Consider the following 24,578-nt stretch of genomic DNA (forward strand, 5'->3'; position numbering starts at 1 on the left):
AGTCAATGAAGTGTTGACTGAAGATCCGCTATCGCGAGCAAGCTCGCTCCCACAGGGTTGATGTTGCGGTCAGGATCAGTAGACATCCCGCCGATACCGCCCTTGCTCGATCAGTCGCTCCACTTCCTCGCGCCCCAGCACGTTGTTGAGCACGTGATCGACCCCGGATGCCATGCCCTGCAAGCTGCCGCAAACATAGATCGCCGCGCCGTCGGCCACCCATTGCTTGAGCAGCGCGGCCGATTCCAGCAGACGGTCCTGGACGTAGATCTTCTGCTTCTGATCCCGGGAGAAGGCCAGGTCCAGGCGTTCCAGGTCGCCGGAGGTCACCCATTCCTGCAAGTCATCGCGGCAGTGGAAATCGTGTTCGCGGTTGCGCTCGCCAAACAGCAGCCAGTTGCGCTGCATGCCCTCGGTGACGCGCGCCTTGAGCAGGCTGCGCAGGCCCGCCAGGCCGGTGCCGTTGCCCAGCAGGATCATTGGCACGCCCTGGGGCGGCAGATGGAAGCTGCTGTTGCGGCGCAGCCGCAGGCTGATGGCGCTGCCCAGTGGTGCGTGTTCGGTCAGCCAGCCGGAACCGACGCCCAGGCTGCCGTCGACGTGACGTTCCTGGCGCACGATCAGCTCCAGCACGCCGTCGGCCGGGATCGAGGCGATGGAGTATTCGCGCATGGCCAGCGGTGCCAGTGCCTCCACCAGCGCCTGGGCATGCAGGCCGACCAGGTGGGCGCGGTTTTCCGGCAACTGGCGGGTCGCCAGGGCCTGATTGAGGCTCTGGGACAGGCCGTCGACTTGCACGCGTGCCTGGCCGGAGAGGCCGAGGCCATCGAGGAAATGTTCGATGGCCCAGAGGTCATTGCGCGGCAGGATCTCCACCAGGTCACCGGCCAGCCAACTGCTCGGCCCGGGGGCGGTGAGGCCCAGCAGGTACACGCCCGAGCCGCTGCTGTCGGGGTTGAGCAGGGTGCGTTGGCTGAGCGTCCAGTTTTCAAAACTGGGGGGCTGCCAGGTGTCGGCAGGCGCCTGTCCGGTCAGTTCGGCCAGTTGTTGTTGCCAGTGACGCAGGGCGTAAGGGTCGCCGCTGTCGACTTCCACCGGCGCGAACAGGGTCTTGCCGCCGTGTTCCGCCAGCCAGGCGTGCAGGCGCCGGGCGAAACCGCAGAAGTGTTCATATTGCCGGTCGCCCAGGCCCAGTACCGAATACTGCAAGCGCTCCAGGCTCAAGGCCTGGCCCAGCACCTTGCGTTCGAAACCGCGGGCACTGTCCGGCCCTTCGCCGTCGCCAAAGGTGCTGACGACGAACAGCGCGTGGGTGGCGTTGTTCAGGTCTTGCTCGCGAACATCGGCCAATGGCTGGACCTTCACCGGCAAGCCGGCGGCCTGGAGTTGGCCGGCAGTCTGCCAGGCCAGTCGCTCGGCGAAACCGCTTTGGCTGGCGAAACCGATCAGCCAGGCCGGCGCATCGGTCGGGTTGGCGCTCAGGGCCTGGCGGGCGTTTCTGGCCTGGCGTTTCTTGCGGCGGCGGTCCAGGTACAGCAACCAGCCGGTGATGAAGAACAGCGGCATGGTCAGCGCGGCGACGGTCACCAGGATCCGCCCGACCAGGCCGAAGTAGCTGCCGATATGCAGGGCATAGACACTGGTCAGCAACTGCGCCTTGAGGCTCTTGTCGCTGTAGCGGCTATGCCGGCTGATGACGCCGGTGGTCGGGTCGAGGATGAGCTGGTTCAGCGCCCGGTCGTGAGGTGAGTTTTTCAGCAGGTAGAACACGGTCGCCGGCTGCCCGGCCACGGGCGGCATGCGCACGTTGTAGGCGGACAGGCCTGGGCCGGCGGCGCTGTAGATGCTGCTCCACATGGCTCGGTAATCGGCCACGGGCAGTGGGCCGCTGGGTGCCGGGCCGCGATTGCGCACCCGTTCCTCTTCCGGCGCGTCGGAGAGCAGGCGGGTCACGCCTTTGTTGTACCAGTCGTAGGACCAGGTCAGCCCGGTCAGTGCCGCCAGCAGATAGAACACCAGGCACCAGGTGCCCGCCACCGAGTGCAGGTCCCAATTGAAGCTACGACCTTTTTTCCCCCAGTCGAGGGTCAGCCAGGCGCGCCAGCTTTTCCATTGGCGCGGCCAACGCAGGTACAGCCCGGACAGACAGAAGAACACCAGGATCAGCGTGCAGGCCCCGGTGATTTGCCGGCCCACGTCATCCAGGGTCAACACGCGGTGCAGCCTGAGCATCAGGCCAAAGAAATCCTGGCCGGTCACCTCACCCATGAACTGTGCGGTGTAGGGGTCGAAATAGCGCATGGCATCACGTTTTTCCCCGGGCGGCGCCGCGAAGATCACCCGCGCGGCGTTGCCGCTGTCGGTCTCGACCCAGAGCAGGGCGACGGTCTTGCCGGAGGCGGCTTCGATCTGCTCCACCAGTTCGGCGGGCGGCAACACACCGGCCGGTTGCTTCTCGACCGTCAGCACCTGCGGGTTCAAGGCCCGCAGGATTTCATCCTGAAACGACACCACTGCCCCGGTAACGCCCATCAACGCCAGGACCAGCCCGGCACTGATGCCGAAAAACCAGTGCAACTGGAACAGGGTTTTCTTCAACACGTCGCCCGCCTTGTTCATCTATTACTGTTCATCACGGTGCGCATTATGCCGTGTGTTATCGAGAAGCATTCATAAACACACCTAAAAGGTGCCGATCAGTGATGAGGTGAGCGACAAAATCCTGTGGGAGCGAGCTTGCTCGCGATAGCGGTGTGTCAGTCACTGTTCTTCTGGCTGATCCATCGCTATCGCGAGCAAGCTCGCTCCCACAGGGGAAACGCGGTTTCATCGAGAGCAAAAAAAACGGCGCTTTCCATTTCTGGAAAAACGCCGTTTTCTATTACGCGACAGGGCTGGAACGATGGACGTTCAAGCGCCCGAACGCATTACACGTAAAACGATTTCAGCGGCGGAAAGCCGTTGAATTCCACCGCGCTATAGCTGGTGGTATAGGCCCCGGTCGACAACCAGTACAGGCGATCACCAATGGCCAGGTTCAACGGCAGACCGTACTTGTAGTTTTCATACATGATGTCGGCGCTGTCGCAGGTCGGCCCGGCGATGACCACTTCTTCCATCTCGCCTTTCTTCTCGGTCCAGATCGGGAACTTGATGGCTTCGTCCATGGTTTCGATCAGGCCAGAGAACTTGCCCACATCCGTGTACACCCAACGCTCGACAGCGGTACGGGACTTACGCGCCACCAACACCACTTCGCTGACCAGGATACCGGCGTTGGCGATCAACGAACGGCCCGGCTCCAGGATGATTTCCGGCAGGTCGTCGCCGAAGTCTTCCTTGAGGAAGCGGATGATTTCCTCGGCGTAGGTGTCCAGGCTGTTGGTGCGGGTGATGTAGTTGGCCGGGAAGCCGCCACCCATGTTGATCAGCTTCAAGACGATGCCGTCTTCTTCCTTCAGACGCTCGAAGATTACCTTGACCTTGGCGATGGCCGCGTCCCAGACGCTGATGTCGCGCTGTTGCGAGCCGACGTGGAACGAAATGCCGTACGGCACCAGGCCCAGGTCGCGGGCCAGGATCAGCAGGTCCATGGCCATGTCGGTCTGGCAGCCGAACTTGCGCGACAACGGCCAGTCAGCGGTGGTCGAGCCTTCGGTGAGGATCCGCACATAAACCTTCGAACCCGGCGCGGCCTTGGCGATGTTGCGCAGGTCGGCTTCGGAGTCGGTGGCGTACAGGCGCACGCCCTTCTCGTAGAAGTAGCGGATGTCGCGGGATTTCTTGATGGTGTTGCCGTAGCTGATCTGGTCCGGGCCCACGCCACGGCTCATGACTTTATCCAGCTCGTAGATCGAGGCGATGTCGAAGTTCGAGCCTTTGTCCTTGAGCAGGTCGATGATTTCCACCGCCGGGTTGGCCTTGACGGCGTAGTAGACCTTGGCGAATTCGAAACCGGCGCGCAGGTCGTCATAGGCCTGGGAGATCATCGCGGTGTCGATCACCACGAACGGGGTTTCCTGCTTGTCGGCGAACGCTTTCATTTTCTGGAAAGTTTCGCGCGCGAAATAATCTTCGACCTGGATCGACATACTTGGGACTCCTACTGGCAAACATCAGGATCAATGGGTGTGAGGGCAAGCAGCCCTCGTGAACGTCCTCCGTATCCCCACTTTGGTTCGCCTACTTCCCAAGGCATGTCGCCGAAAGCAAAAAGGCCATGGGATACATGATTCCCTTGGCCTTGCTGTCTCGTCGTCAGTACTTGAGCCGGATGGATCGTTTCCAGCATGGACGTTCGGCGCGAACTTTAGGGCGTGAGGGGCCTGAGATCAACTAAAAATGTCGCGTTTTTGCACACATCCGTCGTGCGGCCCGCGACAGCTCATGATGTAACCGACCTGCGTGACAGATTGATGTTCCCTTGGATCGGTTTTTCAGGCTATCGAATGTGCTTTTGTGGCGAGGGAGCTTGCTCCCGCTTGAGTGCGAAGCGCTCATCGCTTTTTGGGGCCGCTTCGCGACCCAGCGGGAGCAAGCTCCCTCGCCACAAAAGCTGTTGTGCCCGGTCAGGCAGAGGCGGTCTCGGCCGGCGAGACAATGCTGGTCTTGCCGCCGCGCGAGCGGCCGGAGCTGAGGTACTCGGCAATCGATTCCTGGGTCACTTCCCCGAGGAACACCCGCTCGGCGTCCATCACCGGTAGCCACGAGCGGTTGAACTCGTACATGCGCGACAGCAGGATCCGCAGGTGTTCGTCGTAGGCCGCGGTGGCGTTGAATTCCCGCAGGTATTGCGCGCAGGTGCCGGTCTGGCGGTACAGGTCGCGCCGTCGCACATAGCCCAGGGCCTTGTTCTCGGCACAGGTCACCACCACGTAGCGACGGTCATGTTCGTCCATCAGCTCCAGCGCCTCATTCACCGGCGTTTCCGGGCTGACCGACGGCGCGTTGTCGGCGGCGTCTTCGGCCTTGACCAGCAACAGGCGCTTGAGCGTGCTGTCCTGGCCGACGAAGCTGCTGACGAACTCGTCGGCCGGATGCGCCAGCAACGTGTCCGGGTGATCGCACTGGACCAGCTTGCCGGCGCGGAAGATCGCAATCTTGTCCCCCAGCTTGATGGCTTCGTCGATGTCGTGGCTGACCATGATCACGGTCTTGTTCAACGCCCGTTGCATCTCGAAGAACTCGTTCTGGATCATCTCGCGGTTGATCGGGTCCACCGCGCCGAACGGTTCGTCCATCAGCAACAGCGGCGCATCGGCCGCCAGGGCCCGGATCACGCCGATCCGTTGCTGCTGGCCGCCCGACAGCTCGCGAGGGTAGCGATGCAGGTACTGCTTGGGCTCGAGCTTGATCATGCTCATCAGTTCGCGGGCACGGTCGTGGCATTTCTGCTTGTCCCAGCCCAGCAGGCGCGGGACCACGGTGATGTTTTCCTCGATGGTCATGTTCGGGAACAGGCCGATCTGCTGGATCACGTAGCCGATGTTGCGGCGCAAGGTCACTTCGTCCAGGTCGGTGGTGTCTTCGCCGTTGATCAATACCTTGCCCGAGGTGGGCGGGATCAGGCGATTGATCATCTTCAGCGTGGTGCTTTTGCCACAGCCCGACGGCCCGAGGAACACGCAGATCTCGCCTTCGTTGACGATCAGGTTCACCGAGTCGACGGCCTTGACGTCCTTGCCGTTGCTCTTGAAGGTTTTGCTGAGGTTTTGAAGTTCGATCATTTCAATAGTCCTTTTGGGGTCAGCGAGCGTTGCAGCCATTGCAGAAGCAGGTCGGCGAAGATGGCCAGGAGACTGACCAGCACGGCGCCGACGATCAGCATCGACATGTCGCTGCGGCTGATGGAAGCGAGAATGAGCACGCCCAGGCCACCGGCGCCGATGGTGGCGGCGATGGTCATGACGCCGATGTTCATGACCACGGCGGTGCGCACGCCGGCCAGGATCACCGGCACGGCGATGGGCAGTTCGACCATGCGCAGGCGCTGGGCGAAGGTCATGCCGATGCCGCGGGCGGCTTCACGGATGCCCGGTTCGACGCCGGTCAAGGCCAGGTAGGTGTTGCGCATGATCGGCAACAACGAATAGAGAAACACTGCGGTGATCGCCGGCATCGGCCCCAGGCCCTGGCCGAACTTGGAATAGAACGGCAACAACAGGCCGAACAGGGCAATCGACGGAATTGTCAGCAGCACCGTGGCGCTGGCCTGCAAGGGGCCGGCGAGCGCCGGGAAGCGGGTCATGAAAATGCCCAGGGGCACGCCGACCACAATCGCCAGGGTCACGGCGATGCCCACCAGGGTGATGTGCTGCCAGGTCAGGTGCAGCACCAGCGGCCAGTCCAGATGGGAAAAGGCGTCAAGAAAATCCATGGCTTTTCCTCCAGGTCATTGGGTTGAGAGCAGCGAATGTTGGCGCAGGAAATCGGCGGCAACGGCGGAGGGGCTTTCATGGTTGACGTCCACGCGGGCGTTGAGCTGGCGCATGGTTGCATCGTCGAACAACTCGGCCAGGGGCTTGAGCTGCGCGGCCAGTTGCGGGTGCGTGTCGAGGAACGCCTGGCGTACCACCGGCGCGGCGGTGTAGTCGGGGAAGTAGTGCTTGTCGTCTTCCAGCAACTTCAGCTTGAACGCGTTCAGCCGGCCGTCGGTGGTGTACACCAGGCCGGCGAACACCTGGCTGTTGCGCAGGGCGGTGTAGACCAGGCCCGCGTCCATCTGCCGGATGTTCTTGCGGGTCAGGTTCATGCCGTACTGCTCCACCATGCCCGCCAGGCCGTCGGAACGGTTGGCGAACTCGGTGTCCAGGGCCACCAGATGATTGTCATCGGCTTCGGCCTGCAACACCGTGTTCAACTGGCTGATGGAGTTGATCTGCGGATATTGCTGCGCGACTTTTTCCGGCAGCGCCAAGGCGTAGGTGTTGCTGAATTTCGACGGTGCCAGCCAGGCCAGGCCCTTTTTGGCGTCGAGTTCTTTCACCCGGGCGTAGGACTGGGCGCTGTCGAGTTTTTCCGTGACGTGGTTGTAGGCCACCAGCGACACGCCGGTGTATTCCCACAGCAGGTCCAATTGCCCGGTTTCATGGGCGCTGCGGGCCAGGTTGCTGCCCAGGCCGCCGGTGATCTGCGCGTCGTAGCCTTTGCTGCGCAGGTATTGCGCGGTGATTTCCGCCAGCAGTGTCTGCTCGGTGAATACCCGGGCGCCGAGGCGGATCAGCGGTTTTTCAGCGGCTTGGGCGAACCCTGCGAACAGCAGGACACAGCCCAGTATCAAGCTCAACTTCTTCATAAACGATTTCCTTTTTCCAGCCGGCTTATGACGGTCGCAGACCGCGTTCCAGCCAGAGGCGGCTGGCCAGTGTCACCAGGCCGTCGAGCAGCAGCGCCAGCAGGGCGGTGCAGGCCGCGCCGAGCAACAGCTGCGGCTGGTTGTTCAAGGCGATGCCGGGGAAGATCAGGCTGCCGAGGCTGTTGGCGCCGATCAGGAACGCCAGGGGCGCGGTGCCGACGTTGATCGCCAGCGCCACGCGCACGCCACCGACGATGATCGGCACGGCGTTGGGCAACTCGACTTTCCACAGCACCTGGCGTGGGGTCATGCCGATGCCGACGGCAGCTTCCTTGAGGGAGCCCTGGACATTCTTCAGGCCTTCATAGGTGTTGCGCACGATGGGCAGCAGCGAGGCGAGGAACAGGGCGAAGATGGCAGGCCCGCTGCCGATGCCCAGGACACCCAGGGCGATGGCCAGCACGGCCAGGGGCGGTACCGTATTGCCGATGTTGAACACTTGCATGAAGCGTTCGGCGCGCCCGACCAGGCCGGGGCGGCTGAGGGCGATGCCGGCGGGGATGCCGACAACCAGGGCCGCCAGCATGGAGGCCAATACAAGCATCAGGTGCGCTTGCAGGTAAAACAGCAGATCGTCGCGGTAGCGTTGGATCGTATCGATGCCGATCCAGTGGATCAACAGGGCCAGGAGCGCGACGACGACCGCACCCCCGATAAGCCCTTTGCCATAGCGGATAGCCACAGGCGGACTCCTTTGTCTTTCAGTCGGCGCACGCTTTCCCGGGCGGCAAACCATCACTGGTTGCCGGAAAAACGTTCGCGAGAAGCAGCTCTTTTCGAGGCCGGTAAACGGTCGTCGAAGTGAGCCATGAGCGCAGCCCCGTCAGGCTAACTTGCTGATTTTTCAGACCCTGACGGTTGCTCGTATCAGGGTGGTGGACGCCTCCACGCGGCAAAAGGTTCCCATGGAAGGGATGATCTGGCCACCCTGGATGTGCTCAACGGTTCGGTTCCTGGCACAAGTTGAGCTATAATCGCCGCCCTTTTTTGAATCACCTGCCAGGCGATTTCCCATGACCAAACAGGCCGCCGAAGTCGCGAAACGCCGCACTTTCGCCATTATTTCCCACCCCGATGCCGGTAAGACCACCATCACCGAAAAGCTCTTGCTGATGGGCAAGGCGATTGCGGTCGCCGGCACGGTGAAGTCTCGCAAGTCCGATCGCCATGCCACCTCCGACTGGATGGAAATGGAAAAGCAGCGGGGTATCTCCATTACCACGTCGGTCATGCAGTTCCCGTATCGCGACCACATGATCAACCTGCTCGACACCCCGGGCCACGAAGACTTCTCCGAAGACACCTACCGCACCCTGACGGCAGTGGACTCGGCCTTGATGGTCCTCGACGGCGGTAAAGGCGTCGAACCACGGACCATCGCGCTGATGGACGTCTGCCGCCTGCGGGACACGCCGATCGTCAGTTTCATCAACAAACTCGACCGCGACATCCGTGACCCGATCGAACTGCTCGACGAGATCGAAGCGGTCCTGAAGATCAAGGCGGCGCCGATCACCTGGCCGATCGGTTGCTACCGCGACTTCAAGGGCGTGTACCACCTGGCCGACGACTACATCATCGTCTACACCGCCGGTCACGGGCACGAGCGTACCGAGGTGAAGATCATCGAGAAGCTCGACTCCGACGAGGCCCGCGCGCACCTGGGCGATGAGTACGATCGTTTCGTCGAGCAACTGGAGCTGGTGCAGGGCGCCTGCCATGAGTTCAACCAGCAGGAATTCCTCGACGGCCAACTGACCCCGGTGTTCTTCGGTACCGCCCTGGGCAACTTCGGCGTGGACCATGTGCTCGACGCCGTTGTGGACTGGGCCCCGCGCCCGCTGCCACGCGTCGCCAACGAGCGCACCGTGGAGCCGGTGGAAGAGAAGTTCTCGGGCTTCGTGTTCAAGATCCAGGCGAACATGGACCCCAAGCACCGCGACCGTATCGCCTTCATGCGCATCTGCTCCGGCAAATACGACAAGGGCATGAAGATGCGCCACGTGCGCACCGGCAAGGACGTGCGCATCGGCGACGCCTTGACCTTCTTCTCCTCGGAACGCGAGCAACTGGAAGAAGCCTTCGCCGGTGACATCATCGGCCTGCACAACCACGGCACCATCCAGATCGGCGACACCTTCACCGAAGGCGAAGCCCTGGGTTTCACCGGCATCCCGCACTTCGCCCCGGAACTGTTCCGCCGCGTACGCCTGAAGGACCCGCTCAAGTCCAAGCAGTTGCGCCAGGGCCTGCAGCAGTTGGCCGAAGAGGGCGCCACCCAGGTGTTCTTCCCGGAGCGCAGCAACGACATCATCCTCGGCGCCGTCGGTGTGCTGCAGTTCGATGTGGTCGCCAGCCGCTTGAAAGAGGAATACAAGGTTGAATGCTCCTACGAGCCAATCACCGTGTACTCCGCCCGTTGGGTCGAATGCGGCGACAAGAAAAAGCTCGAGGAATTCTCCAACAAGGCTGTGGAAAACCTCGCCTTGGACGGCGGCGGTCACCTGACCTACCTGGCCCCGACCCGGGTCAACCTGGCGCTGATGGAAGAGCGCTGGCCGGATGTGAAATTCCGCGCGACCCGTGAGCATCACTAAACATCAAGAGTGACCCATTGTGGGAGCGAGCTTGCTCGCGATGGCGGTGGGTCAGCTTGCCTGATGTTGGATATGCAGCCGCTATCGCGAGCAAGCTCGCTCCCACATTGGCTTTGTGCCAATCCTCAATCTCTCGGTCACTCGTGACCCCTGTGGGAGCGAGCTTGCTCGCGATAGCGGTGGGTCAGCTTGCCTGGATGTTGGATGAGCTGCCGTCATCGCGAGCAAGCTCGCTCCCACACTGGGTTTTGGCGGTTAGTTGGATTGGAGATAACCCTTATTCGAAACCAATCTGTCGAGCTGCGGCATTTCTGGTTGTTATGCGGCGTCCTATCTGGTGAACCGGCCTGTTCAGAACTAGATTTCTTGAGCGCCGTCGGCCTCGGCTTCATCCGGAAAAGAAGGAGTTGGCTATGAACAAGCTTCTACGCATGATGTTTTTGCTGAAGGTTTTGGTGATGCTGTCCCTGGGCTCTACCGCCGCATGGGCCGAATGCGATGAGCATGAGCAGCACGCGTCGAGTGGGCAAGTGGCGCAAGGCGAGATGATGCTTGCCGTGACCACCACAGAGGAACCGGGTGATCAGGACGATGATGACTCGACCATCGACCAGGAGCCCGACGACGGCGGGGATAGTGGTGAGGGCGACGAGGGCGATAGCCAGACGTAGAGTCGAGACCAATAAAAAACCCTCCTGCCCGGCTGTTGCTTCGTCGGACGGAGGGTTTTTCAGGTGTTCAGTTTGATGCATTACCCGTGGCGAGGGAGCTTGCTCCCGCTGGACTGCGCAGCAGGCCCAAAAGGAGGGTCCGCTTCGCGGCCCAGCGGGAGCAAGCGCCCTCGCCACACGTGCTCTATCTGCCTTTTGCCTTACGCCGCGCCTTCGAGGAACCGCTCGGCGTAGTGACAGGCCACCAGACGGTTATCGAGCGGGCGAAGCGCCGGTTCTTCGGTCTTGCAGCGCTCGGTGGCGTACGGGCAGCGTTTGTGGAAGGCGCAGCCGGACGGTGGGTTGAGCGGGTTGGGCAGTTCGCCGACGATCTTGATCTTCGGCTTGTTCGGGTCCGGGTGGATGGTCGGCGTGGCCGACAGCAGCGCCTGGGTGTACGGGTGCAACGGGCGGCTGTAGATGTTCTCGTTGGGGCCCATTTCCACCGGGCGGCCGAGGTACATCACCATCACGTCGTCGGCCACGTGCTGCACCACCGCCAGGTTGTGGGAAATGAACACGTAGGCGGTATTGAATTCCTGCTGCAAGTCCATGAACAGGTTCAGTACCTGCGCCTGGATCGACACGTCCAGCGCCGATGTCGGTTCGTCCGCCACCAGCACCTTGGGTTGCAGCATCATGGCACGGGCCAGGGCGATGCGCTGGCGCTGGCCGCCGGAGAACATGTGCGGGTAGCGCTGGTAATGCTCGGGACGCAAGCCCACCTGCTTCATCATCGCCTGGACTTTTTCCCGCCGTTCGGTAGCCGACAGGTTGGTGTTGATCAGCAACGGCTCGGCCAGTTGATCGCCGATCTTCTGCCGCGGGTTGAGGGATGCATAGGGGCTCTGGAACACCATCTGCACGTCTTTGCGCAGTTGCTTGCGTTCGGCCTTGTTGGCGCCGGTCACTTCCTGGCCGGCGATTTTCAAGGAGCCGGAAGACGGTTCTTCGATCAGCGTCAGGGCCCGGGCCAGGGTGGATTTGCCGCAACCGGATTCACCCACCACGGCCAGGGTCTTGCCAGCTTCCAGTTCGAACGACACACCGTTGAGGGCGCGCACGGTCGCATGGCCCTTGAACATGCCGCGGGACACTTCGTAATGACGGGTCAGGTCACGGGCGGTAAGTACGACGGCCATCACGCCACCTCCTGGTTCAACGGGTAGAAGCAGCGGGCGAGGCTGTTGGATTTCGGATCGAGGGCCGGGCGTTGTTGCCGGCAGTTGTCCTGCACGTACGGGCAGCGCGGCGACAGCAGGCAGCCTTGCGGACGGTCGTAGCGGCCGGGCACGATGCCCGGCAGGGTCGCCAGGCGCTCGGCGCCCATGCTGTGCTCCGGAATCGCCGCCAGCAGCGCTTCGCTGTACGGGTGGGCCGGAATGTCGAACAGTTGCGGCACCTGGCCCACTTCCACGGCCTGGCCGGCGTACATCACGCACACGCGCTGGGCGGTTTCAGCCACCACGGCCAGGTCGTGGGTGATCAGCACCAGGCCCATGTCCTGTTCTTTTTGCAGGGCCAGCAGCAGGTCCATGATCTGGGCCTGGATGGTCACGTCGAGGGCGGTGGTCGGTTCGTCGGCGATCAGCAGTTTCGGCTCGCCGGCAATGGCCATGGCAATTGCCACGCGCTGGCTCATGCCGCCGGACAGCTGATGCGGGTAGGCGTCCATGCGGCTGGCAGCGCCCGGGATCTCGACTTTTTCCAGCAGTTCGATGGCGCGCTTGCGGGCGGCCTTGCCGGACATTTTCAGGTGCAGGCGCAGCACTTCTTCGATCTGGAAACCCACGGTGTAGCTGGGGTTGAGCGCGGTCATCGGGTCCTGGAAGACCATCGCCAGGTCCTTGCCGACGATCTGCCGGCGCTGGCGGTTGCTCAGCTTGAGCATGTTCTTGCCGTCGAAGTTCAGCGCATCGGCGGTGACGATGCCGGGGTGCTCGATCAGGCCCATCAGCGCCATCATGGTCACGGATTTACCCGAGCCCGATTCGCCGACGATCGCCAGGACTTCGCCTTTTTCCACGCTCAGGTCCAGGCCATCGACCACCGGCACGGCGGTGGCGTCGCCGAAACGAACGTTGAGATTCTTGATTTCTAGCAGTGACATGGGAATCTCCTCAGGCGGCATTCTTGAGTTTCGGGTCCAGCGCATCGCGCAGACCGTCGCCCATCAGGTTGATTGCCAGCACGCTGAGCAAAATGGTCAAGCCAGGCAGGCTCACGACCCACCAGGCGCGTTCGATGTAGTCCCGGGCCGAGGCCAGCATGGTGCCCCACTCCGGGGTTGGCGGTTGCACGCCGAGGCCGAGGAAGCCCAGGGCGGCGGCGTCGAGGATGGCCGAGGAAAAGCTCAGCGTCGCCTGGACGATCAGCGGTGCCATGCAGTTGGGCAGCACGGTGATGAACATCAGGCGCGGCAGGCCGGCACCGGCCAGGCGCGCGGCGGTCACGTAGTCGCGGTTCAGTTCGCCCATCACGGCGGCGCGGGTCAGGCGTACGTAGGACGGCAGCGAGACGATGGCGATGGCGATCACGGTGTTGATCAGGCCTGGGCCGAGGATGGCGACAATCGCCACGGCCAGCAGCAGCGAAGGCAGGGCCAGCATGATGTCCATCAGGCGCATGATGGTCGGGCCGAGGATGCGCGGGAAGAACCCGGCGAACAGCCCCAGCAGGATGCCCGGGATCAGCGACATCACCACCGACGACAAACCGATCAGCAGCGACAGGCGCGAACCCTGGATCAGGCGCGACAGCAAATCGCGGCCCAGTTCGTCGGTGCCCAGCAGGAACTGGATCTGCCCGCCTTCAAGCCACGCCGGCGGCGTCAGCAGGAAGTCGCGGTACTGCTCGCTCGGGTCGTGAGGCGCGACCCACGGCGCGAAGAGCGCGCAGAACACCACCAGGATCATGAACAGCAGCCCGGCCACGGCGCCCTTGTTGCGGGAAAACGCGTGCCAGAATTCTTTGTACGGGGACGGGTACAGCAGGCTTTGATCGACTGCTACCGCGGTAGTTGGAGTACTCATGGTTTTGATCTCAGCGCTGGTGACGGATGCGTGGGTTGGCAAAGCCGTAGAGGATGTCCACGACGAAGTTGACCAGAATCACCAGGCAGGCGATTAACAGGATGCCGTTCTGCACCACGGGGTAGTCCCGGGCGCCGATGGCTTCGATCAGCCACTTGCCGATGCCCGGCCAGGAGAAGATCGTTTCGGTCAGGACCGCACCGGCCAGCAGCGTGCCGACTTGCAGGCCGACCACGGTCAGCACCGGGATCAGTGCGTTGCGCAGGCCATGCACGAACACCACGCGCGACGGCGACAGGCCCTTGGCCTTGGCGGTGCGGATGTAGTCTTCACGCAGCACTTCGAGCATCGAAGAGCGGGTCATGCGGGCGATCACCGCCAGCGGAATGGTGCCCAGCACGATGGCCGGCAGGATCAGGTGGTGCAGGGCATCGAGGAACGCGCCCGGCTCGTCGGCCAACAGCGTGTCGATCAGCATGAAGCCGGTTTTCGGCTCGATGTCGTAGAGCAGGTCGATCCGTCCCGACACCGGCGTCCAGCCCAGGGACACCGAGAAGAACATGATCAGGATCAGGCCCCACCAGAAGATCGGCATCGAATACCCCGCCAGGGAGATGCCCATCACCCCATGGTCGAACAGGGATCCTCGCTTGAGTGCCGCGATCACCCCGGCCAGCAGGCCCAGGATACCGGCGAACAACAGGGCGGCCATGGACAGTTCCAGGGTCGCGGGAAACAGGGAGCTGAACTCGGTCCATACGCTTTCACGGGTACGCAGCGATTCGCCGAGATCGCCCTGGGCCAGCTTGCCGATGTAGTCCAGGTACTGGGCATACAGCGGTTTATTGAGGCCAAGGCGTTCCATTGCCTGTGCATGCATTTCGGGATCGACCCGACGTTCGCCCATCATCACTTCCACGGGGTCGCCGGGGATCATGCGAATCAACGCGAAGGTCAGCAAGGTGATGCCGAAGAACGTGGGGATCAATAATCCCAGTCGGCGGGCAATAAAACTAAACATCTTCAGGTGTACCTCATCAGCCGGTTAGGCGTGCCCGGCAATCCCTGGGTTAGGGTTGCCGGGCGTCTTCTTATCTACTTCACCTGGGTGGTGGCGAAGTTGTTGGTGGTGAGCGGGCTAATCACATAACCCTCTACGTTGTTGCGCATGGCCGTGAACATACGGGTGTGGGCCATGCTGATCCAAGGCAGGTCCTGGTTGAAAAGCACCTGGGCCTGCTCATAGAGCTTGATACGCTCCTCGGGGTTCACTGTGGCGCGAGCCTGGTCGATCAGTGCCTGGAATTTCTCGTTGCACCAGCGCGCGTAGTTTTCGCCGTTCTTGGCCGCCTCGCAACTGAGCATAGGCGTCAGGAAGTTATCCGGGTCGCCGTTATCACCCGCCCATCCGGCGGAGACCATGTCGTGCTCGCCGTTTTTCGCGCGCTTGAGCATTTCGCCCCATTCCATCACGCGGATGTCGACCTTGATCCCGACCTTCGCCAGGTCCGCCTGCATCATCTGCGCGCCGAGCATCGGGTTGGGGTTGGTCGGGCCGCCGCCGTTGCGGGTGAACAGGGTGAACACGGTGCCTTCCGGCACGCCGGCTTCCTTGAGCAGCTCGCGGGCCTTGTCGAGGTTGCGGGGCGGGTTCTTCAGGTCGTGGTTGAAACCCAGCAGGGTTGGCGGGTACGGGTTGACCGCCACGGTGGCGTTGCCCTTGCCGAACAGCGCATTGACGTAGGCTTCCTTGTCGAAGGCCAGGTCGATGGCTTTGCGCACCCGCACGTCGCTCATGTATTTGTGGCTGGTGTTCAGGGCCGTGTAGGAAACCGTCATCGCGTCCAGTTCAGCGACCTTCAGGTTCGGGTCTTTCTTGATGCTGGGGATGTCATCGGGTTTGGGGTACAGCGCGATCTGGCACTCGTTGGTCTTGAGCTTCTGCATGCGCACGTTGTTGTCGATGGCGATGGCCAATACCAGCGCATCGGCCGGTGGCTTGCCACGGAAGTAGTCCGGGTTGGCCTTGAAGCGAACCTGGGCGTCCTTGTTGTAGCGCTGGAAGACGAACGGCCCGGTGCCGACCGGCTTGCTGTTGAGGTCGCCGGCCTTGCCGGCCTTGAGCAACTGGTCGGCGTATTCGGCCGGGTAGATCGAGGAGAAGGCCATGGCGATGTCGGCCAGAAAGGGCGCTTCGCGGCGGGTCAGGCTGAACTTGACCGTTTGCTCGTCGACTTTCTCGACGCTTTTGAGCAGTTCCTTGAAGCCCATGCTTTCAAAGTAGGGGAAGCCCACGCTCGACAGTTTGTGCCACGGGTGGTTCGGGTCCAGCTGGCGCTGGAAACTCCAGACCACGTCGTCGGCGTTCATGTCGCGGGTCGGCTTGAAGTATTCGGTGGTGTGGAACTTGACGCCCTTGCGCAGGTGGAAGGTGTACGTCAGGCCATCGTCACTGATGTCCCAGGATTCGGCCAGGGCCGGAATCACCTCGGTGGTGCCGGGCTTGAAATCGGCCAGGCGATTGAAAATGGTTTCCGCCACGGCATCGGCAGTGACTGCAGTCGTGTACTGGACCATGTCGAAGCCTTCCGGGCTGGCTTCTGTGCAAACCACCAGGGGTTTGGCTGTGGCGCCAACGGCGACGCTCAGCAATGCGGCGGCGATGGCGGCGCGTAGGGGAATCATGTTCATCGTCAATCCTCTGCAATCGGGTCAGTGGCAAAAGACCAGGCGGACGACCTCGTGAGTCGACCGCCCGGTGGCAGTTTAGAGAATGTTGAACGGGATGGTGGTGACCAGGCGGAACTCGTTGAGGCTGCCGTCGGCCTGGTTTTCGCTGGCGCGGTGTGCGGTGTAGGTCGCACGGATTGCGGTGGCTTTCAGAGGGCCGCTCTGTACGGCATAGGACGCACCGACGCCGTATTCGTAGTGGTGCTCGCCGTCCATCGCCCGGACATCGCTGTAACCGGTGCTGTTGTAGTGCGTACCGTCGATACCCCAGCCGCGCGCCTGGTAGATGTTGAACTTCAGGCCTGGCACGCCGTATTCAGCCATGTTCAGGCCGTAGGCGATCTGGAAGGATTTCTCGTTCGGGCCGTTGAAGTCCGACAGCAGGGAGTTGGCCAGGTAGATGCCGTTGGTTTCGTGCAGGTAGTCGAAGTACTCGTTACCGTTCACTTCCTGGTACGAGAACGTCAGGCTGTGGGCCTGGTGCGTCAGGCCGAACGACAGGGAGTAGGTGTCGTTGTCGATTTCGCCCAGCTTGCTTTTGCCCGAGTCCACGGTCTTGTAGTAGTTCAGGCCGGTGGTCAGGCTCAGCACCGAGCTGTCGCCCAGCTCATGGGTGGCGCCGAAGTAGTACTGGTTCCACATGTCCTCGGCCTGGGTCGCCCAGAGGCTGGTCTTCAGGCTGGCCAGTGGCTGGTAAGTGATACCGGCGGTGTTGACGTGATCGGTCTCGACGCTGCTGTCACCGTATTCGGAGCGGAACTTGCGCAGGCTCTCTTCGGTACGCGGCGAGTTGCGGTCGAAGGTGGCGATGTCGAAGCCCAGGTTTTCGAATTCTTCGCTGTGCAGGCTCACACCCTGGAAGCTGGAGGGCAGGGCACGGTTGCCGATGACGTCGACCATCGGGCTGCTGAAGTTCTGGCGGCCGGCGGTCAGGGTGGTGTTGGAAACGCGGGCCTTGACGTTCGCCAGGCCCAGCTTGCTCCACTGGCCCACGGCGTCGCCGCCTTCGCGGGTCAGGGTACGGTTGTTGCCGGCGCCAGGACGGGTGGTCGGCGCGCCGCCGTTGTTGGACGCCAGGTCCTTGCGGTCCTGGTCCAGGGCGATGGCGTTGTAGGCGGCCAGTTCAGTGCTGAAGCCCACGGTGCCTTCGGTGAAGCCCGAGTTGTACTTGATGATGGTGCCTTGCAGCCAGTTGATCCGGCGGTCGGTCTCGCGTGCTTCACCGTTCTTGCGATAGGTGAGTTTCGTGCCGCGCTTGAATTGCTCGTTGGCGTACCAGTTGCGCGTGGTGCCCGTGATGGACTGGCCGTCGATGAAACCCTTGGCTTCGCTTTGCTCGCTGGTGGTCTTGAGGGTCACCGGGGTGACCGCCTGGCTCTGGGATTCTGCAAACGCTGTTGCGCTGATGCTGCTGATGGCCAAGGCCAGTATCGCGGTGTTGCTCAGTTTCATCGGTAACGCTCCTTTTCTTTCTTTTTAATGCCGTTCTTTTTTGGTGATACGGCTATCGGTTTTACAACTCATTCACAGCTTGCAAACGTTTGCCTGGTGCCTGATTGGCGAATTACGGCAATACGTCGGCGTGGGGCTTCCATAGGAAGCCCGCGCTGTGTGGCTAACGGTTATGGGTTCAGGCTGACGCCCGAAAAGACATTGCGACCGAAGGGGCTGACTTTGAACCCTTCGACTTTGGCACTCAGCGGCTGGTTGACCGTCGAGTGGGCAACAGGGGTGATCGGCACTTGCTGCTTGAGCAACTGCTGGGCCTGTTTGTAGAGCACGGTGCGCTGGTCGCGGTCGGTGACGACCTTGGCCTGCTTGATCAGCTTGTCGTAGTCCTGGTCGCACCACATGGAGTAGTTGTTGCCACCAATGGCGTCGCAGCTGTACAGCGTGCCGAGCCAGTTGTCCGGGTCCCCGTTGTCACCGGTCCAACCGATCAGGCTGACGTCGTGCTCGCCGTTCTTGGTGCGCTTGATGTACTCGCCCCATTCGTAGCTGACGATCTTCACTTTCAAGCCGATCTTCGCCCAGTCGGCCTGGAGCATCTCGGCCATCAGCTTGGCGTTGGGGTTGTACGGACGTTGCACGGGCATGGCCCAGAGGGTGATTTCGGTGCCTTCCTTGACCCCGGCGGCCTTGAGCAACTCCTTGGCTTTTTCCGGGTTGTAGGCGACGTCCTTGATGGTGTCGTCGTAGGACCACTGCGTCGGTGGCATGGCGTTGACCGCCAGTTGCCCTGCGCCCTGGTACACCGCATTGAGAATGCCTTGCTTGTTCACCGCCATGTCCAGCGCACGGCGCACTTCGACCTGGTCGAACGGCTTGTGGCGGGTGTTGTAGGCGATGTAGCCGAGGTTGAAGCCCGGTTTTTCGATCAGTTGCAGCTTGGGGTCGTTCTTCAAGGCCGGCACGTCGGCGGGACGCGGATGCAGGGTGACCTGGCACTCGTTGGCCTTGAGCTTCTGCACCCGCACCGAGGCGTCGGTGTTGATGGAGAAGATCAGGTTGTTCAGCTTCACCCGCTCCGGCGCCCAGTACTGCTGGTTGGCGACGTAGCGGATGTTGGAGTCTTTCTGGTAGCTCTTGAACTCGAACGGCCCGGTGCCGATCGGCTTCTGGTTGATGTCGCTCGGCTTGCCGCTCTTGAGCAATTGATCGGCGTATTCGGCCGACAGGATCGCGGCGAAGCTCATGGCGATGTTCTGGATGAACGCGGCGTCCACGCTGTTGAGGGTCATGACCACGGTCAATGGCCCGGTCGCTTCCACCTTGGCGATGTTCTTGTTCAGGCTCATGCCGTTGAAGTAGGGGAACTCGGTGGGGTAGGCCTTGCGGAACGGATGCTGCGGATCAAGCATGCGGTTGAAGGTGAACAGTACGTCGTCGGCGTTGAAATCCCGGGTCGGCGTGAAGTAGTCGGTGGTGTGAAATTTCACCCCTTCGCGCAGGTGGAAGGTGTACTTCAAGCCGTCTTCGGAAATGTCCCAGCGGGTTGCCAGGCCTGGGACGACGTTGGTCGCGCCTTTTTCGAACTCGGCCAGGCGGTTGTACAGCGGTTCGGCGGCATCGTTGTCGGTGGCCGTGGTGTATTGCGCGGTGTCGAAACCGGCGGGGCTGCCTTCGGAACAGAACACCAGGCTACCGCCGGCGGCCTGGGTGGCGGACGTCGCGGCCAACAGGCCGGTGCCCAGCAATGCGGATAAAACCAAGGTATGGCGCATGACGCTCCCTCTCTCGTTCGGGGTGTTTTAACAGTGAACCGGTGTCCTTCCGGGGACAGGTCCGGGGCACTGAGTTCATTCCATTGCGTAGCGATGCCGCAGGGCTGGCAAGTCGTCCAAGTGCCGACGGTATGAGCCGTGGGCCGGGCGGTAAATGCGTAATGCCTGAAAGACTTGTGGGAAAAGGCGATACGTCCCAAACCAACTGCTGTGGTACGCAGTGCTTTTGGATGTAGGCGTTTTCCTAGGTCTTGGCGTAAAGCAACGGTATGCCGTGGGGGCGAGCCCTGCTCGCGATGGCGTTGCTTATCGCTCCGCCATCGCGCTCAAAAGAGGGGCCGCTACGTCCGAAGCGTCGGACCGGCCCAGCGGGAGCAAGCTCCCTCGCCACAGGTCACCTTAGTTGCTGACGCTGACGCCGTAGAAGGAGTTCAAGCCAAATGGGCTGATCTTGAAGTCCTGCACGTTGGCGCGCATGGGTTGGAACACCGTCGAGTGAGCGATGGGGGTCATCGGAACAGCGTCTTTGAGAATGTGCTGCGCCTGTTTGTACAGCTCGGTGCGTTTGGATTGATCCGAAGTGCGCTTGGCTTGCTTGACGATGTCGTCGAACTTCTTGTCGCACCATTTCGAGAAGTTGTTGCCTTGCAGCGAGTCGCAGCCAAACAACACGTTGAGCCAGTTGTCCGGGTCACCGTTGTCGCCGCTCCAGCCGATCAGCATGGCGCCGTTTTCACCACCTTTGGAACGCTTGATGTATTCGCCCCATTCGTAAGTGACGATCTTGGCCTTGATCCCGATCTTGGCCCAGTCCGATTGCAGCATTTCGGCCATCAGCTTGGCGTTCGGGTTGTAGGGACGCTGGACCGGCATGGCCCACAGGGTGATCTCGGTGCCTTCCTTGATACCGGCTTCCTTGAGCAGCTCCTTGGCTTTCTCCGGGTTGTACGCGGCGTCCTTGATGGTGGTGTCGTAGGACCATTGGGTCGGAGGCATGGCATTGACGGCCAGTTGGCCGGCGCCCTGGTACACCGAGTCGATGATCTGCTGCTTGTTGACGGCCATGTCCAGTGCCTGGCGCACTTTCAGCTGGGCCATCGGGTTGGGCTGGTCGCTGCCCTTGATCTTGTCCATCACGTTGTAGGCGATGTAGCCCAGGTTGAAGCCCGGTTGGTCCGGCATCTTCAGGTTCTTGTCTTCCTTGATCGCCTTGAGGTCGGCCGGGCGTGGGAAGAGCGTGACCTGGCATTCATTCTTTTTCAGCTTCTGGATACGCACCGACGGGTCGGTGGTGATGGCGAAGATCAGGTTGTCGATCTTCACGTCTTCCGGAAGCCAGTATTCCTTGTTGCCGGTGAAGCGGATGTTCGAGTCTTTCTGGTAGCTCTTGAACACGAACGGGCCAGTCCCGATCGGCTTCTGGTTGATGTCGGAAGGCTTGCCTTCCTTGAGCAACTGGGCGGCGTACTCGGCGGACTGGATGGAGGCGAAGTGCATGGCCATGTTCTGGATGAACGCGGCGTCTACGGCGTTGAGGGTGAACTTGACGGTCTTGTCGTCGAGCTTCTCGACCTTGGCAATGTTGGTGTCCATGCCCATGTCGGTGAAGTACGGGAATTCAGTCGGGTACGCCTTACGGAACGGGTCATCCTTGCTGATCATGCGATTGAAGGTGAACAGCACGTCGTCGGCGTTGAACTCGCGGGTCGGCTTGAAGTACGGGGTGGTGTGGAACTTGACGCCTTCACGCAGGTGGAAGGTGTAGGTCAGGCCGTCTTCGGAAATATCCCACTTGGTCGCCAGGCCAGGAATCACAGCGGTGCCGCCGCGTTCAAACTGGGTCAGACGATTGAATACGGTCTCTGCAGAGGCGTCGAAGTCGGTTCCGGTGGTGTACTGACCAGGGTCAAAACCGGCTGGGCTCCCTTCGGAGCAGAACACCAGGTTAGTCGCGGCTTGGGCGAAAGATGCGCTGGCTAATAAGCTCGCGCCGACTAAAAACGGGATGACCGCTTGTTTAAGCATGTTGGCCTCATGATTTGTTGTCATTTTTTGATTTGAGGGCGACCTCGTGAGTCGTCCTGCGGATACTTATGCAGGCCCCATACCCAATGCAAGATCCAGAGCGGTCACAAGTCCGAAACAGTGGCACGAACGTACCTTAATGTCGCATCTGTGTAACTTCCGACGCATTTGATCGTTTGCGCGCGTTTTTTAGGGGCGAATTGCGCCCTTTTCCGGTGCATCGCGGGGCTTCGATGCGCCGGAAGGGGGCGGGTATTACTTCTTCAAACCCACGCCGTAGAAGGGTGTGAGGCCGAATGGGCTGAGTTTGAAATCCACCACCTGCCTGTTTATCGGCTGGAATACCGTGGAGTTGGCGATCGGGGTGATCGGCACCTGTTGCTTGAGGATTTTCTGCGCTTGTTGGTACAAATCGATCCGTTTCTGGCGGTCGGTGGACACCTTGGCCTGCTGGATCAAACGGTCGTAGGCCGGGTCGCACCACTTGGCGTAGTTGCTGCCCTTGACCGCCGCGCAGCTGTACAGCACCCCCAGCCAGTTGTCGGGGTCGCCGTTATCGCCGGTCCAGCCGTAGATCATTGCGTCATGTTCGCCATTTTTTGCACGCTTGATGTACTCGCCCCATTCATAACTGACGATGTTGGCCTTGATGCCGATCTTGGCCCAATCCTGCTGGATCATCTGTGCCGACATTCGCGCATTGGGGTTGGACGCGCGTTGCACCGTCATCGCCCATAAATTGAGGGTGGTACCCGGCGCAACCCCGGCTTCCTTGAGTAGCGCCTTGGCCTTGGTCACGTCGTGGGGGGCGTCCTGGATGCTCGGGTCGAACGACCACTGGGCCGGTGGCAAGGCGTTCTGCGCCAGTTGGCCGGCGCTCTGGTACACGGCCTTGATGATCGCCGGCTTGTCGATGGCCATGTCCAGCGCCTGGCGGACCTTGAGCTGGTCCAGGGGCGGGTGTGTCACGTTGTAGGCCAGGAAACCCAGGTTGAAACCCGGCTGCTTGAGCACTTGCAGGTTCGGATCCTGCTCGATCACCTCGATGTCGGCCGGGCGTGGGTAGCCACTGACCTGACATTCGCCGCGCTTGAGCTTTTGCAGGCGCACGGCGGCGTCCGGGGTGATGGAGAAAATCAGGTTGTCGAGCTTCACGTCCTCGGGTTTCCAGTACGTCGTGTTGGCGGCGTAGCGGATCTGCGAGTCCTTCTGGTAGCGCTTGAACACGAACGGCCCTGTGCCGACGGGTTTCTGGTTGAGGTCGCCAGCCTTGCCTTCCTTCACCAACTGCGCTGCGTATTCGGCGGACTGCACGGAGGCGAAACTCATCGCCAGGTTCTGCACGAAGGCGGCGTCGACGTTGTTCAGGTTGAAGCGCACGGTGTGCTCGTCGACTTTTTCGACGCTTCTGATCGTGGTGTTCAGGCCCATGTCGGTGAAGTACGGCGACTCGGTGGGGTAGGCCTGGCGGAACGGGTGCTGCGGGTCGAGCAGGCGCTGGAAGGTGAACAACACGTCGTCGGCGTTGAAGTCGCGGGTGGGGGTGAAGTAGTCGGTGGTGTGGAATTTCACGCCGTTGCGCAGGTGGAAGGTGTAGACCAGGCCGTCGGCGGATACGTCCCAGCTCGTGGCTAGTCCGGGTTCGACTTCGGTGCCGCCGCGCTTGAACTGGGTGAGGCGGTTGAAGACGGTTTCGGCCGAGGCATCGAAGTCGGTGCCGCTGGTGTATTGGCTGGGATCGAACCCGGCGGGGCTGGCTTCGGAGCAGTAGACCAGGGTGGTGGCGGCTTGGGCCATTGGGGCGCTGCTGATCAGGGCCAGGGTGAGCAGGAGGGGCTTGAGGGTGGTTCTGTCCATGAAATCCCTTGGGGGTGGTGAGGTTTTCAGGAGAGTAGCGTTGCGGGTGGGGGTGTTGGAAATATCGAAAAGTGAGGGGGACCGTTGGGTTTGGGTATAGCGCTTTTGGACGAGGCGGCCTTATAGCCGACCTGTCTCTCCCGGTCGTGCTCCGATCCAATTTGTGGGAGCGAGCTTGCTCGCGATGGCGGCCTTACGGTTGATCAAGGTTTTTTGACTGTGTACATATCCATTGCTGCGGTAACGGCCACTTAGGGTTCCGCTCTTACAGCGGCTCACTTTTGAGAAGCGCAAAAGTAAGCAAAACGCTTTTTGCCCCACACTCGGCACCTCGCCTAGGCTCGGTGTGCCCTCACTCCGGCATTGCTCCGTGGGCCCGCCGCGAAGGGCCATCCATGGCCCAGCGCGGCTATCCCGGCATCCATGCCGGGATGCCCACTCCACAATGCCTGCGTTCGGCCAGCGTGGTTAACGGGGCGCCCCAGATCAAGATCAAAAGCGAGGCGGCCTGACAGCCGGCCTGGCTCTCCCGCTCGTACACCTGTCAGATCTGTGGGAGCAAAGCTTGCTCGCGAGGCGGCCTGATAGCCGACCTGGTTCTCCCAGTCGTACTCCGATTCAATTGTGGGAGCGGGCTTGCCCGCGAAGGCGGCCTGACAGCCGGCCTGGTTCCCTCGGGTGTACCCGATTCACTGGTTGAAGCAATACGCTTCCGTCTCGTCGAACACCTAACCCCGTGGCGAGGGAGCTTGCTCCCGCTGGGCTGCGCAGCAGACCCAACCCAAGCGCCGCGTTGTATCAGTTGGATGGAGTCGCTGCTTTTAGGGCCGCTTCGCGCCCCAGCGGGAGCAAGCTCCCTCGCCACGGGTTTGCGGTGGGTCGGAAGGCTGCATAAATCATTCAGGTGCGTCGGAAGGATCCGCTCCTCAGAACGAAACATCCGACAAGTTTTTAAGGTTGTCCCTCGGAAGTGGGCTCTCTAACCTTTTTCCTGTCGCTGCCATTCAGCGACCGGGCGTGAGAAACCCGAATAATAGGCATCCAGCCTC

17 protein-coding genes are annotated in these 24,578 nt (G+C 61.6%); 2 read left to right on the forward strand and 15 right to left on the reverse strand.

All coding sequences use genetic code 11. The annotated features are described in order from the left end of the window. Nucleotides 1-75 precede the first annotated feature (75 nt). The 6 genes from J4E63_RS24530 to J4E63_RS24555 form a co-directional block, all read right to left on the reverse strand. On the reverse strand, nt 76-2,601 hold the full coding sequence (locus tag J4E63_RS24530) for a sulfite reductase flavoprotein subunit alpha (protein WP_207283803.1): 2,526 nt from the start codon (nt 2,599-2,601) through the stop codon (nt 76-78). Nucleotides 2,602-2,927: 326 nt separating this feature from the next. Then, complete coding sequence (locus tag J4E63_RS24535) at nt 2,928-4,091, reverse strand: type III PLP-dependent enzyme (RefSeq protein ID WP_060739200.1); 1,164 nt, start codon at nt 4,089-4,091, stop codon at nt 2,928-2,930. 477 nt (nt 4,092-4,568) lie between these two features. After that, entirely contained in the window at nt 4,569-5,726 is a 1,158-nt protein-coding gene (locus J4E63_RS24540) for a betaine/proline/choline family ABC transporter ATP-binding protein (protein WP_207283608.1), read from the reverse strand. Further along, nucleotides 5,723-6,376 carry an ABC transporter permease gene (locus J4E63_RS24545; RefSeq protein WP_060739198.1) on the reverse strand — a complete coding sequence of 218 codons (654 nt, stop codon included), beginning with the start codon at nt 6,374-6,376 and terminating at the stop codon, nt 5,723-5,725. Before J4E63_RS24545 ends, J4E63_RS24540 begins: the two co-directional genes overlap by 4 nt. 15 nt (nt 6,377-6,391) lie before the next feature. Beyond that, on the reverse strand, nt 6,392-7,294 hold the full coding sequence (locus J4E63_RS24550; protein WP_207283609.1) for a glycine betaine ABC transporter substrate-binding protein: 903 nt from the start codon (nt 7,292-7,294) through the stop codon (nt 6,392-6,394). 25 nt (nt 7,295-7,319) lie between these two features. Next, entirely contained in the window at nt 7,320-8,036 is a 717-nt protein-coding gene (locus J4E63_RS24555) for an ABC transporter permease (protein ID WP_207283610.1), read from the reverse strand. A gap of 331 nt (nt 8,037-8,367) precedes the next feature. Here J4E63_RS24555 and J4E63_RS24560 point away from each other — a divergent pair, with 331 nt between their 5' ends. Together J4E63_RS24560 and J4E63_RS24565 are read left to right on the forward strand one after the other, a co-directional pair. Further along, nucleotides 8,368-9,951, forward strand: coding sequence for a peptide chain release factor 3 (locus tag J4E63_RS24560; RefSeq protein ID WP_207283611.1), 1,584 nt, complete (start codon nt 8,368-8,370; stop codon nt 9,949-9,951). Between the two features lie 413 nt (nt 9,952-10,364). Next, the gene (locus tag J4E63_RS24565) at nt 10,365-10,622 is read left to right on the forward strand and encodes a hypothetical protein (protein WP_207283612.1); all 258 of its coding nucleotides are present in this window, start codon (nt 10,365-10,367) and stop codon (nt 10,620-10,622) included. Nucleotides 10,623-10,822: 200 nt separating this feature from the next. Here the strand turns inward: J4E63_RS24565 and J4E63_RS24570 are convergent, their stop codons facing one another. The 9 genes from J4E63_RS24570 to J4E63_RS24610 form a co-directional block, all read right to left on the reverse strand. Next, nucleotides 10,823-11,803, reverse strand: coding sequence for a peptide ABC transporter ATP-binding protein (locus tag J4E63_RS24570; RefSeq protein ID WP_207283613.1), 981 nt, complete (start codon nt 11,801-11,803; stop codon nt 10,823-10,825). Continuing rightward, on the reverse strand, nt 11,803-12,771 hold the full coding sequence (locus J4E63_RS24575) for an ABC transporter ATP-binding protein (protein WP_014336599.1): 969 nt from the start codon (nt 12,769-12,771) through the stop codon (nt 11,803-11,805). Before J4E63_RS24575 ends, J4E63_RS24570 begins: the two co-directional genes overlap by 1 nt. A 10-nt stretch (nt 12,772-12,781) precedes the next feature. Continuing rightward, entirely contained in the window at nt 12,782-13,693 is a 912-nt protein-coding gene (locus tag J4E63_RS24580; RefSeq protein WP_060739191.1) for an ABC transporter permease subunit, read from the reverse strand. A 10-nt stretch (nt 13,694-13,703) separates the two neighbouring features. Further along, entirely contained in the window at nt 13,704-14,714 is a 1,011-nt protein-coding gene (locus tag J4E63_RS24585) for an ABC transporter permease subunit (protein ID WP_053118417.1), read from the reverse strand. 74 nt (nt 14,715-14,788) lie between these two features. Then, nucleotides 14,789-16,384 (reverse strand): ABC transporter substrate-binding protein, encoded by a 1,596-nt coding sequence (locus J4E63_RS24590; protein ID WP_207283614.1) that lies wholly within the window; start codon nt 16,382-16,384, stop codon nt 14,789-14,791. A gap of 75 nt (nt 16,385-16,459) precedes the next feature. Further along, nucleotides 16,460-17,875, reverse strand: a complete 1,416-nt coding sequence (locus tag J4E63_RS24595; RefSeq protein WP_060739189.1) for an OprD family porin — start codon at nt 17,873-17,875, stop codon at nt 16,460-16,462. 170 nt (nt 17,876-18,045) lie between these two features. After that, nucleotides 18,046-19,647 (reverse strand): ABC transporter substrate-binding protein, encoded by a 1,602-nt coding sequence (locus J4E63_RS24600; RefSeq protein ID WP_192261461.1) that lies wholly within the window; start codon nt 19,645-19,647, stop codon nt 18,046-18,048. 399 nt (nt 19,648-20,046) lie between these two features. Next, on the reverse strand, nt 20,047-21,672 hold the full coding sequence (locus J4E63_RS24605; RefSeq protein ID WP_207283615.1) for an ABC transporter substrate-binding protein: 1,626 nt from the start codon (nt 21,670-21,672) through the stop codon (nt 20,047-20,049). Between the two features lie 255 nt (nt 21,673-21,927). Further along, complete coding sequence (locus J4E63_RS24610) at nt 21,928-23,529, reverse strand: ABC transporter substrate-binding protein (RefSeq protein ID WP_207283616.1); 1,602 nt, start codon at nt 23,527-23,529, stop codon at nt 21,928-21,930. Nucleotides 23,530-24,578: the final 1,049 nt, after the last annotated feature.

Origin of the sequence: Pseudomonas sp. FW300-N2F2, assembly GCF_017351655.1 — a bacterium.
GTDB lineage: Bacteria > Pseudomonadota > Gammaproteobacteria > Pseudomonadales > Pseudomonadaceae > Aquipseudomonas > Aquipseudomonas fluorescens_AA.